The 12,614-nt window shown below is 63.7% G+C and carries 9 protein-coding genes; 1 reads left to right on the forward strand and 8 read right to left on the reverse strand.

All coding sequences use genetic code 11. The features are described 5' to 3' along the window. Positions 1–73: 73 nt before the first annotated feature. The 8 genes from VF436_RS20405 to VF436_RS20440 form a co-directional block, all read right to left on the reverse strand. Positions 74–2,389 (reverse strand): S53 family peptidase, encoded by a 2,316-nt coding sequence (locus tag VF436_RS20405; protein WP_330905892.1) that lies wholly within the window; start codon positions 2,387–2,389, stop codon positions 74–76. Between the two features lie 480 nt (positions 2,390–2,869). Next, positions 2,870–4,933, reverse strand: coding sequence for a S9 family peptidase (locus VF436_RS20410; protein WP_330905893.1), 2,064 nt, complete (start codon positions 4,931–4,933; stop codon positions 2,870–2,872). A gap of 135 nt (positions 4,934–5,068) precedes the next feature. Next, a complete protein-coding gene (locus tag VF436_RS20415) occupies positions 5,069–6,004 on the reverse strand; it encodes a patatin-like phospholipase family protein (RefSeq protein WP_330905894.1) in 936 nt (311 codons plus the stop codon). Between the two features lie 199 nt (positions 6,005–6,203). Beyond that, positions 6,204–6,899: a 2OG-Fe(II) oxygenase gene (locus VF436_RS20420; protein WP_330905901.1), complete on the reverse strand. Its 696-nt coding sequence runs from the start codon at positions 6,897–6,899 to the stop codon at positions 6,204–6,206. 11 nt (positions 6,900–6,910) lie between these two features. Next, positions 6,911–7,927 carry a class 1 fructose-bisphosphatase gene (locus VF436_RS20425; RefSeq protein WP_330905895.1) on the reverse strand — a complete coding sequence of 339 codons (1,017 nt, stop codon included), beginning with the start codon at positions 7,925–7,927 and terminating at the stop codon, positions 6,911–6,913. Positions 7,928–8,040: 113 nt separating this feature from the next. Next, positions 8,041–9,621, reverse strand: coding sequence for a DHA2 family efflux MFS transporter permease subunit (locus VF436_RS20430; RefSeq protein ID WP_330905896.1), 1,581 nt, complete (start codon positions 9,619–9,621; stop codon positions 8,041–8,043). Then, positions 9,618–10,739 carry an HlyD family secretion protein gene (locus VF436_RS20435; RefSeq protein WP_330905897.1) on the reverse strand — a complete coding sequence of 374 codons (1,122 nt, stop codon included), beginning with the start codon at positions 10,737–10,739 and terminating at the stop codon, positions 9,618–9,620. Before VF436_RS20435 ends, VF436_RS20430 begins: the two co-directional genes overlap by 4 nt. Positions 10,740–10,744: 5 nt before the next feature. Then, on the reverse strand, positions 10,745–12,235 hold the full coding sequence (locus VF436_RS20440; protein WP_330905898.1) for a TolC family protein: 1,491 nt from the start codon (positions 12,233–12,235) through the stop codon (positions 10,745–10,747). Between the two features lie 85 nt (positions 12,236–12,320). On the opposite strand from VF436_RS20440, the gene VF436_RS20445 reads away from it, so the two are divergent. Continuing rightward, a partial coding sequence (locus tag VF436_RS20445) for an AraC family ligand binding domain-containing protein (RefSeq protein ID WP_330905899.1) occupies positions 12,321–12,614 on the forward strand: 294 nt, incomplete at its 3' end.

Raw genomic sequence — 12,614 nt, forward strand, 5'->3', positions numbered from 1 at the left:
CCCGGCAATGCCGCCGATAAGCAAAAGGCCCCGGCGGACATCGCCGGGGCCGCCCTGCTGCGAAACCCTGGCCTTACTTCACGCCCACGAACTTCTTCCATGCACCCAACAAGTTATTGGCATCGACCGAACCCAGGCCGGTGGCGAAACTCCAGCCCGGCTGCGCGGCAAATGCCTCTGTCTTGCTGCTGAACTTCTTGGACGGATCGGTGGACATCAGCCCCAACTGCGCGGCTCCGAGGAGGAACTGCGGGTTGTGTGCATAGAAAGCACAGTCCGGCGACGGCGTGGTCGCGCTGTCGAGCTGATAACACTGAGTGGAGATACCGCCGCGCACCACGTTGTGGAACACGCACTTGGCCGTGCCCTTGGTGCCGTTGTCTGCGCTGCAGCCATCGAGCGTGGCCGGTGCGGTGCCGGTAGGGCCGCCATATTCCTGCGCTGCGAGCGCGTAGAGGGTCGGTGCCGCATTACCCTGATTCGCAGGCAGACCAGATGCGGACAGCCCCTGGTCGACGAGTGCCTGAATGCCGGCGAACATAGGAGCGGACAGCGACGTCCCTCCTTCGAGCACTGTCGGGCCCGTGAAGTTGGGCAGGCATGGATCGGCTGCGGTACACAAGATCACCGCCGAGTGCGCACCGTAGGAACCGGCAAACAGGGAGACATCCGGCACGTCGCGCGACTGGTCTTTGGCAGCGCCACGCACCAGGCGTTGCCATGCTGGCTTGGCATCCACCGACGAGGGACCTCCGCTACCACCTTCGGAAGTAATGTAGATGCTCAGCGGATCGAAGATGATCGCCTCCTTGCAGAACGACACCGAGTCGGCAAAGCCGAGCGACTTGGCGGCCACGTCGTTGCCGCAGGACTGGTTCCACGGAATTTCCGGCACATAGGAAAGTGCCGAACCATAGACAGCATTGAGCGTGCTGCCGAAATACTTCTTGGTGGTGCCGTCGAGCACGTCTGCCGTATCCGTGCCGCCTACGGTGGTGACGTTGGGCGACGTACCTAGCGAATTGGCATCGATGCCCTGCCCGTTGATCACTGCGTTGTTGAAGCTGGGATTGGCACCCGAATCGCCGCTGGATACAAACACCGAAATACCCTCGGCATCGGCCTGGGCCCACATCATGTCGATGGCGCTTTTGCTGGCCGCGTCGACATTCTGCTCGCCGAAGCCGTAGCTGGCGCTGATGATGTTGGGACGGCTGTCGCCATTGATCAGGTTGGTCGCCGCCGTGACCACACCACCAAAGAAATTAGTGCTGTTGCTGCCATCACAGGTCGCCACGACGAGGTTCGCGCCCGGAGCCATCGCGGTGGCCCATTCGGCATCGAGTACGGTTTCGAGAAAATCCGTATTGGGCGCGGCAATGTTGGGATCGATGCAATTGGTAAAGCCGGTCGCCTGCGGCTGCACTTGCGAGAAGGTGCCGCCATAACTACCGAGATTGAATTGCTGGACGAAATTGGTCCAGTCAGCCGGCACCATCGACTCGACATCGACAACGGCAATCGTGATGCCTTTGCCAGTGACACCGGCACTCTGCAATTTATCCACGCCGTACATCTTCACCAGGTCATACGGCGCGAAACCGCGCGTGCCATTGGTGAATGGCACGGCATCGGGTCCCAGGCCGGCCAGCGAGGCCTTGGTGAAGCTGGCCTTGGCGGCCGACTGCTGCGGCAACGCGAACGTGTGGGAAGCCGCATCGAACTGCGCGGTCTGCGGCGCTATATGCTGCGGCTGCGGATGAAAATCGTTGAGTCCGGCGACACCTGTGACGACATCCTGCAAGGCCACCGGAACGCTGATGTCGCCCGTGTTGGCGATATGCGTTTCCTTGCCCAGCGCGTACCGGCTTTCCTGCGTATGGAAGGCCTGCCTGACCATGCCGGCCGTGCCGCTGAAGTCTATCTGCATCTTGTTGGGGTAGACGCCGTTGACGGTGAATCCCTGCGACTTGAGCCAGGACGAGACCGCTGCGATATCCGCGTCATCGGCACCGAAGGCCTGGCCGAACTGCGCGGGTGTCAGCCACTGGTGGAATTTCTTCGACGAGGGCTCGTGCTGGTCGGCGATCAGCTTGTCCAGCGCTTTCTGCCGCAATGCGCTGCGCTTGAGCACCAACTGCATGTGATTCATTGGCAGCGAATCTTCCACGTTGCCGGTAGCCGGGGTCCGGGCGACCAGCGCCAGGTGCGTGTTGGCCAAGGCCGTCACCGCGCGGCTATCGACCGTGGCGGTCACGCGCGGGGCCTCGGCGGTATGCACATCGGCCAGTACAGCATTCGTCGTCGCCGTACCTGCGGCAAGCGCAAAGCCCGGCAATACCGCCAGCGCCGCGAGCATGGCGGCACTGATCACAAGTTCATTCTTCATGACTCTCTCTCCAAATACATGCAAAAAGGAAAATCAGCGAGCCCCTGTGATACCGCGTCGATCAATGTGCTTCGTGTTGCTCCTTGCGATGCAAGTGATGGTGTTATTCCACACGCAATACACCGCGGCCCTCTTATTGGGACCTGGATTAGTTGCGTTGGAAACCCTTTTGCCCAAGGCTTTACCCGGAGGGCACGGGATCATGCTCGCGCGCCGCGGAAGGCGTCCAGTGCTTTGCGCACCCGCTGCGGCCTGCTTTGCGGGAAACGATGCGAAACGGTGAACCTGCGCGTGAATTTGGACGTCCAAATGATGGACGGCTATATGTAATCGATTGTAAGGAACGCATACGCATGCGTTCGCAATCTATAACGCCATCGATGTGCGAAAGGGTGGCGATGGCAGCGCTTCATCGATTGCCGGTGAAGCTTGCCAGCGGGATGACGCCAGCGCTCCTGGCGACATCCCGTCGATCGAAGATCAGTTAGTTGGCGGCAGATACTTGCCGAACCAGTTCAACGCGCGTTGCAGCACATCGCGCTGGTTCTGCGGATTGACGAAGCCATGGCCTTCACCCGGATACACCACTAGCGACGTCGGTACGTTCTGCGCACGCAGTGCGTGCCAGAATTCGAACGATTGCGGCGCGGGGCATTCGGCATCGCGTTCGCCGACCACCACCAAGGTGGGTGTCTTGACCTGCTTGATGTAATTGATCGCCGAACTCTTGGCGTACACCTGCGGATCGTCATACACCGATGCGCCGAAGAAAGGCGTCATCCATTGGTCGATGAGGTTCTGACCGTAATAGCTCTGCCAATTGGAAATGCCGGCGCCGGCCACCGCGGCGCGGAAGCGCTGGGTCTGGGTCACCGAGAACATCGTCATGAAGCCGCCATAACTCCAGCCGGTGAGGCCCAGGCGCTTATCATCGACCGGCAGGCGCTTTTCGATCGCATCGACGCCCGCGAGGATGTCACGCAGGTCGCCATAGCCAAAATCCTTGCGGTTGGCCTGGGTAAACGCCTGGCCCTGGCCAAAGCTCCCCCGCGGATTGGGCATGAACACGAAATAGCCCATGGCTGAAAGTGGCGCGGCACCAAAACCTACGCCGGGCCAGCGCGGGATGACCGCGCTCGACGGGCCGCCATGCACAGCCACGATCATCGGATATGACTTGGACGGATCATATTGCGCCGGGTACAGCAGCCAGCCTTGGACATGCAAGCCTTCGTGGTCCCACTCCACTGACTCGGCCTTGCCCCAGGAGGGCTGCAAGGATGCGTTGAACGTGGTGATCGCCGCGGGTACCTGCGCATCGAGCGCCCCGGCGTGCACTTCCGGCGCATGGGCAAAATCGCTCTGCACGAAGGCAACCTGCTTGCCGTCGCGACTGAGCGACAAGGACATTTCCAGGTCTCCACTGCCGATCGTTGCCGGGACGGTGAAATACGTACGGGTCGGCTTGGCCGACTGCGCACTCACGCCATATTCGACGACTTCACTCTGACCATTGCCAATCTGCGAGACCACCATGCGTCGGTCATCGAGCCAACTGAACCAGGCAGGCGTGACGTGCGTGCCCGGAGTCAGGTCAACCGGCTCGCCCCCGCTGGTCGAAACACTGTAGATGTCGCCCCCCGTGGCGCCCTGGTCGCTCATCAGGCCGCCGATGAAAGCCACTTGGCGACCGTCGGGCGAAAAGCGCGGCACCGCCATCTGCAAGCCGTGCAACGAACCCTTGACCGTTGCCGGGTCTACCAGTGCCGTGTTGGCGGTGCCAGGCAACGCGTTTTGTATGTAGAGCTTGGAAATCCACCAGTTGTTGTCGCCAGGCGGCGGGGCGGCGGTATAAGCCAGGCGTTTGGCATCCGGCGACCAGGCGTATTCGTAGACATGCAAGGTATCGGGCGTGACCTGCTCGATGCTACCGCCGGCGGCCGGCAAGGTAGCAATGCGCTGCTCGACGATATTGTCCACGCCAATCTCGCCTACCAGCGGGTCGGTGGCTGCCGTGGCACTGGCGCGACGCTCGGAGCCTTCGACATACAGGAAGGCCAGCTTCTTGCCGTCCGGCGACCAGTTCAGCGCATGCGCGTAACCGTGCAATGCCGCCAGCCGACGCGGCGCGCTGCTGGCCTTGCTTATGTCGACGACGTAAATGCCCTTGTCATGCACGGCCGGCCCTTTGGCCGGTTTGCTGGTGCAATCGGCGATGAAGGCGAGCTGGCGTGTATCCGGTGACCAGGCGATCGCGCTGCTATTGCAGTCGGCTCCCGCGCCGATCTGCTGCACACCCGAGCCGTTGACAGAGGCCAGTTCCAGTTGAGCGTGCCGGTCATGACGGCGCAGCCAGGCCACCATGCGTCCATCGGGAGAGATCTCGGCAGCCTCGATGCGCTGCGACTTGCCCAGGTCTGCCAGCAACGTCGTGATGCGCGGATCGGAACTGGCGCTCTCGGCGGGGACGTCAGGGGTGGCGGCCAGGGCTTGGCCGACGCTCAGAGCCAGTAGCGCGGGCAGCAGGCGGACGATTCGGGACATGGGCGTATCTCGCTGAGCGGGTTTCAAGGTGAGCCACGCTAGCAGCTTGGTTTACCTCGATCCAAGCACGCAAGATCATGCTGTTGCGGCGGCGCAACGCGATAGCGGCACCCCGGATAGGAAAAACCTTGTGCGTCAGTGCTTGCCGGGGGCTGCCGCCGCGTTGCGCTGCGCCGCCTCACGCTCGGCGATGCGCGCGCGTATGGCCGGAATCGCCGCCAAAGCCGCGCGCTCGCCTTCCAAAATGGCCTTGTCTTTCTGTTCGAAAGCCGCCGGGCCGATGCCGTTGACCTTGGGGCGAATCACTACATCGGCGCGCGCCAGCTCCTGCGCGCCAAGCTTCTCGCCCATGATATTGATCGACTGCCCGATGGTGCCCAGCATGCCGTCGGGCTTGCTATCGGAAGCCTTACTGGAAATATCCACGGCGATGACGATGTCGGCACCGAGCTGGCGAGCCGCATCGACCGGAACGGGGCTGGTCACACCACCATCGACATAACGTTTTCCGTTGATCACCGTCGGTTCGAACACCCCCGGGATACTGCTGGATGCGCGCACAGCCTGCCCGGTGTTGCCTCGGACGAAGACCACACGTGCACCGGTATCCAGTTCCGTGGAAACGGCGGCAAAGGGCAGCTTCAACTGCTCCATGGGTCGATTGCCGACCAGTTGGTTGACGTAGTCCTGCAGCTTCTGGCCCTGCACGAGGCCACCACTGAACAGCCGAACGTCGCGAATCCTGGTCTCGTCCAGCGAGAAGGCCTGTTCCTGCATCTGGAACGGATCCATGCCGCTGGCGTACAAAGCCCCCACGACGCTGCCGGCACTCGTGCCCGCCACCACATCGGGGTGGATACCACTGGCTTCGAGCATCTTGATCACGCCGATATGCGCAAAGCCCTTCGCCGCGCCGCCGCCCAACGCCAGACCGATGCGCAACTTCACCGGCGTCACCACGGCAGCCGGTTGCGGCGACGGTGGCCCCTTATGCCCAAGCAGGCCGCAGCCACCGACGAAGCTAACCGCAAGCAGGGAAAGGACACGACGTGCACGGACCGCGAAGCGCATGGATGATCCAAAGAGGGAAGGTCTAGGGCGGGCGCATTGTAAAGGCCACGCGCCTGCGCACCGATGGCAAAAGCATGGCGAGGATACGGCGGTTGCCGGCGGTTAATGGCGAAAAGCCGGAAGCGAGATAAGAGACGTGAGTAGTGAGGTCGTTGCGCGCGGCCCTGGGGATCACGGCAAGCTCTCGGGCTCGCCCCCATTAGCCGTACAACTGCTCGGCGCGCTTGAACAACACCCAGCTGGTAGCGATGTATTTGTCGCCACCGTGGGGGCGGTTGCCGCGATGGGTGTGAGTAAAAGCGGCGGGGGCGATCAGCAGGCTGCCGGTGCGCGGGGGCACCTTGCGCGCCTGATATAGGAATTCGGTCTCGCCCTGGGCAAAACCGTCATTGAGGTAGATCGTCCATAGCAGGTGCCGGTGCAACGTGCCGGCGTCGGGATGGCGTGGAAACAGTTCGCAGTGCCAGTACGGATAACCGCCGACGCCGGCGCGATAACGTTGCAGATTGATATCGCCGGGCATGAACACCTGGCGCACGAGAGCCCCGAGCTCCGCGTCGGCCATCGTGGCGATGTCTTCCGCGCGCAGGCGACGCAAGGCACCATCATCGCCAGGTATCTGCAACATCAGGGGCGCGATCAGCGTGTACGGATACCGCCGCACATAGGCCGTCAGCCCGGCCAGCATAGCCAGGTTGAGTGCCACCTCGGCATCGCGCCACGCCGGCTTGCCACTGAGGGTGATATCGCTGGAATGCTTCAATTCGCGATAGACGCCGCCACCGACCTGGCCGTCAGTGGCCTGATCGCTGGTTTCGAAGCGCTCGATCAGCGCGGCGCAATGCGCCGCGTCGATCGCGTTGTCGTAGACCTCGATGAAATCGTCCCTGGTCATCGGAGTGGAACTCAAGCGTTGGCGCCGTCGGCCAGCTGGTGATAGTGCGTGGCCACTTCGACCTCCTTGCGCGACCCCAGGAATACCGGCACACGCTGGTGCAGGCCGGTGGGTTGAAGATCCATGATGCGTTCGCGACCGGTCGTGGCTGCGCCGCCGGCCTGTTCGATGATGAAGGCCATCGGATTGGCTTCGTACATCAGGCGCAACTTGCCACCCTTGGCCTTGATCTTGGCGTCGAGCGGATAAAAGAACACACCACCGCGCGTGACGATGCGATGCACGTCGGCCACCATGGAGGCGACCCAGCGCATGTTGAAATCCTTGCCGCGCGGGCCGTCCTTGCCCGCCAGCAGTTCGCCGATATAGCGCTGCATGGGTGCTTCCCAATGGCGCTGGTTGGACATGTTGATGGCGAATTCGCCGGTTTCCTCCGGAATGCGGATGTCGCGGCGGCTGAGGATGAAGCTGCCCACTTCGCGGTCCAGCGTGAACTCGTGCGCGCCATGACCAAAGGTCAGCACCAGCACGGTCGCCGGACCATACACCACGTATCCGGCCGCCAACTGAGTGGTGCCCGGTTGCAGGAAGTGCTCCATCTTCGGTTCGCTGACACCATCGGGGCAACGCAGCACGGAGAAGATGGTGCCGACGGAAATGTTCACGTCGATGTTGGACGAGCCGTCCAGCGGATCGAACAGCAACAGGTGATTGCCCTTCGGATACATATCGGGGATCGGCTGCGGATCTTCCATCTCCTCCGAAGCACAAGCCGCCAGGTGTCCACCCCAGGCATTGGCTTCGAGCAGGATTTCGTTGGAGATCACGTCGAGCTTCTTCTGTGCCTCGCCCTGTACGTTATCGCTGCCGGCATTGCCCAGCACGCCGCCGAGCGCGCCCTTGTTCGTCGCCACCGCGATGCGCTTGCAGGCACGGGCCACCACCTCGATCAACAGGGACAGCTCGCCATTGATGCGCCCGGCGCGCCGTTCTTCGATCAGGAACTGGATCAGGGAGATGGGTTTCATGCGCGAGGCCACTGGAAAGGTCGCGATATTCTGGCGGTTGAAAGGTGAACGGGAAAGGTAGGCAAACGCCTCCTTCGGCCCGTGCCAGCATCGACGCAGGCTATATCGACCGCTCAGATCCGCCGCTTTCTGAGGAACAGGCCAAACAACGCACAAGCGAGCATCGCATCGCCCGCAACCAGGAACGCGTCGCTATAGGACATCAACAGCGCCTGGTGATGCACCTGTCGGTCCAACAGGGCCATCGCCTGCTCGCGCACGATGGCCGCGCCCTTGCCCTGGAGCAGGGCGTGCGCGTCCGCGTAGCGGTGGCCCAGGTCGTGCACCCATGCCAGCCATTGAATACGGAATGCCGGCGAGTAGGGTGTGATCGCCTCTCCGATGCGGCTTGCATGGAAGGTCTCCCGGTCGACCACGAACTGGCCGGCCACCGCGATGCCGATGGCGCCGCCGACATTGCGAACGGTGGAGAACAGCCCCGAAGCCGAGCCCAATTCGGATTTTTCCAGGCCATCGACCGCCATCACCCCCAGTGCCACCACGATGAAGGACTGGCCGATTCCGCGTACCACCAGCGACGGCACGATGACGTTGGCTGCGGCATCGCCGTTGAGGTGAACGTTCATCAGGCAGCCGGCAGCCATGATGACGAAACCCAGGATGATGACCACCCGCACGTTCGTCCAAACCATCAACCGGGGTGTGGCGAAGGACATGACCAGTTGAACCAGGCCATAAGGAATCATCGTCAGGCCAATCTGCTCGGCGTTGTAGCCCTGGCCCTCGGCAAAGTAATTGGGCACCAGGAACACCACGCCGAACACCACCGCGCCGAAGGTGAACTGCATGGCGCTGGCGATGCCGAAGTTGTAGCGGGCCAGCAGGCGCAGGTTGATCAATGGGTTGCGGCGACGAAGCTCGATGATGACGAAGGTCGCCAGGCACAAGGCCGCCACGACTGCCGCGCCCACGATGAATGCCGATGCGAACCAGTCCTTGCGGCCGCCTTCTTCCAGCATCACTTGCAGTGCCGACAGCCCGAGCGCCATCGCAAGGATGCCGCCCCAGTCACCGCCGCGTAGCCTTTCCAGGTTCGGCGTTTCGCGTGGCATCGCCCATCCGATCGCGCCGAGCAACAACAGGCCGGGAGGTACTTGCAGGTAGAAGATCCAGCGCCAGTCGTGCACCTCGGTCAGCCAACCGCCCAGCGATGGGCCCGCTGCCTGGGCGACGTTGTTGGCCACGGCAAACAGCGCCATGCCAAACGGATGCCGCGAGCGCGGCAGTTCGCTGAGGATGATCTGGAACGAAAGCGGAATAAGCACACCGCCGAACGCCCCCTGCCATGCCCGCGCCACGATCATGGTGTTGATGTCCGGCGCCAGCGAACACACGACCGAGAACACGACGAAGCCCCCCGTACCGACCATCAGGACACGTCGCATGGTGAACACCGATACCAGCCAGCCGGTCATCGGAATGATGATGATCTCGGCCACCAGATAGGCCGTGGTAATCCAGGAGCCTTCCTCGAACGAGGCGCCGAGCGATCCGCGCACGTTGGGCAGCGAGGCATTCGTGACATGGACATTCATGCCAGCCATGAAGCAGCCCACGACTCCGCCCAACACAGCCACCCAGGCGCGCAACGAGACATGGTCGGTGTCCGGGACCGATGCCGCGACATCGCTCATGGCGTCGTGCCCCGGGTATCGACCACGGTTTCCACCGACATGCCTGGTTGCAGGTCGGCCGCGCGCGCCTGGCCTGGTTCAATGCGGATGCGCAGCGGCATGCGCTGAACGATCTTGGTGAAGTTGCCGGTCGCGTTGTCTGGCGGAAGCAGGGCGAACTGCGCCCCCGAGCCTGGAGCGAAACTGTCCACCCGTCCCCTGAGTACGCTGCCGCCAAACGCATCGACGGCGATGCTGACCGGCTGGTTTGGACGGATGCGGCTGGTCTGCGTTTCCTTGTAGTTGGCTACGACATAGGTCTGCGCCGGAACGAGCGCCATCAATGGCGTGCCGACATCAGCGTACTGCCCGACGCGCACACTGCGCTGGCCGACCTGCCCATCGATGGGCGCGCGCACCACGGTACGTTCGAGGTCGTAACGCGCCATCTCCAGCGCGGCGCTTGCCTGCCTGAACCGACCGCGGGCCTCGTCCAGGCTGGCGACCGCCGCCTCGCGACGGGCTGCAAGGACCGCCCACTGCGCGCGCGCGGCAGACAGCCCCGCGCGCGCCTGGGCCAGTTCGGCATCGGCTTTAAGATGATCGGCGCGAGCAGCCTCGAAACGCTGCTCGCTGGTGACATGCTGCGCCTGAAGGCCACATTGGCGCATCCATTCCAGGCTCGCCTGGTGGGCAGACGCCATGCGTGCCTGCAAGGTGGCATCGGCCTGTGCGACCAGGCTTTGTTGTTGCGTGGACAGGGCATCGAGATGCGCGATACCTGCTGATTGCGCATTGATGCGGGCCCGGGCGGCCGCCAGCATGCCTTCGGCCTGTTCGGTCTTGAGGCGATAGTCCTTGTCATCGAGCCGGACCAGGACATCGCCTGCCCGCACGTGCTGGTTGTCGGCCACCGGCACCTGGCTGACATTGCCGGCCACGCGGGGCGCGATGGTCACCACGTCTGCCCTGACGTAGGCATCGTCGGTATCGACCTGGAAGCGGCCATCGGTCCACCAATGCAGGCCGTACAGGGTGATGACGACGACGGCGACGGCGCTACCGCAGGCCACGACCGTACGGCGAGGGACGCGCGCGCGCATGCCGGGAGAGGACGCATTGGCGTGTGCATGAGTCATGGAAGTCACTTCGTTACGGGGGATGGGATGACTGGCGATGTGACGTGTTGCCGGTCAGGAAGCGTGATGTCAGGCGCGTCCTCCCATCCGCCGCCCAGTGCCTTGAACAGGAAGACCTGCGCCCTGGCCGCCTCGGTCTGGATGGCCGCCAGGTCGGCGCGCGCATCGATCTCGGCGGACTCGGCATCCAGTACCTGCAAGACGGTCGCCGCACCCTGCTCGCGCTGGCGTTGCACGACCTGGCGCGCGGCCGCTCGACGTTCGGCCACGCGTTCGAGCGCGCCCTGCCGGCGCAGCACGGCGTCATAGTCTTCGCTGGCCTGGTTGACCTCCTTGAACGCCCTGAGCATCGTGGCATCCAGGTTCGCCAGCGCAGCGGCTTCCCCCGCCCGGCTCTGTGCAATACGGGCACGCGCTGCACTGCGGTTGGGGAAACTCCAGCTCAACAGCGGGCCGATCCGCCAGACCGCGTTGTTGCGCGCAGACAGGCCTGACGCGGTCGGCGACGAATCGGCCCAGCCCGCGCCCAGCGACACACGGGGATAAAGGCTGGCTACTGCGATGCCGATACGCGCCGTACTTGCCTCCAGCTGCTTTTCGGCCACCCGGATGTCTGGACGCCTGCGCAGCAACGCCAGACCGTCACCCAGAGGTACCGTGGCGTCCATCGCGGGCAAGTGCCGGCAGGCGATTGCCGCCGGGGGAATGTCGTCCGGCCCGCGTCCGGCGAGCACGGCCAGCTCGACGAGCGCATCATGGCGCGCTGCTTCGAGCGTCGGCAGCACCGCCTCGCCCTGCGCGACCATCGCCTCGGCCCGCGGTACATCCACTGGCTCACCCGCACCCGCTCGCCACACACGCTGGACCAGTTCGCGGCGACGTTGCCGCAAGCCCAGGGATTGGCGCGCAACATCCATGCGCTGGGCATCGCCACATGCCCTGAGCCAGGCATCGGTCACCCCTGCGGCTACCGCGATGCGCACGCCGTCTTCGAGCGCCAGGGAAGCCTGAACGTCAGCCTTGGCGGCGAGCACGTTGGAACGCAGCCGCCCGAACAGGTCCCATTCCCAGGAAACCTCGGTGTCCAAGTCGTAGCGCAAGCCGGAGCGAACACGATCGCTGCTACGCGACGCGGCATCGATCTGGTCCTGCAAGGTACTGCCGGCCCCGACCCCGCCGGCGACCTCCGTATCAGGCAGGCGTTCGGCCTGTGCGCCCCCAAGCATGGCGCGCGCCTGGAGCAGGTGCGCCGAGGCAACCCGCAGGTCGCGGTTGTTAGCCAGGGCTTCATCGACCAGGGCATCGAGCGCGGGCTCGCGATAGCGCGCCCACCACGACAAACCGAGCGCGCCCCTTGCCGGTGGGCTGTCCGCCAGCGTCTCGGGCACCGTCACCGTCGGTGCGGGCGATGCGGGTGGAACCCCCGCGCACGCGGCGAGCATGGATGCACAAAGCGCCAGGGCCATCGCACCCGGCTGATATGGACGAGGTTTCACGACACGGCGCCCTTTGACCAGGAGCGTGAATGTAGATAACCGCGCCTTGTCCTTCTCTCTCGGAACTGACATTGTTCGTCGCGAAATGGACAAGCTCTATGCGTATCAGGATTGGGAACAATCACCCCGGCCCGTAGCGGGCCTGGCGACCGATCACGTTGATGGCCAGTACATCGCCCCGCATCGGCATCCACGCGCGCAGCTGATCCACACCCTGACCGGCGTGGTCACGGTGCATAGCGGCTACGGTAGCTGGGTGGTACCAACCGGCCGTGCGGTATGGATGCCACCAGCGCAGGAGCATGCCATCCGGATCGCCGGCAAGGTCGCCATGCGCACCGTCTTCGTGCGCGAGGATGCGCGGCCTGACCTGCCGCGC

This window comes from Dyella sp. (assembly GCF_036384435.1).
Classification (GTDB): domain Bacteria; phylum Pseudomonadota; class Gammaproteobacteria; order Xanthomonadales; family Rhodanobacteraceae; genus GSA-30.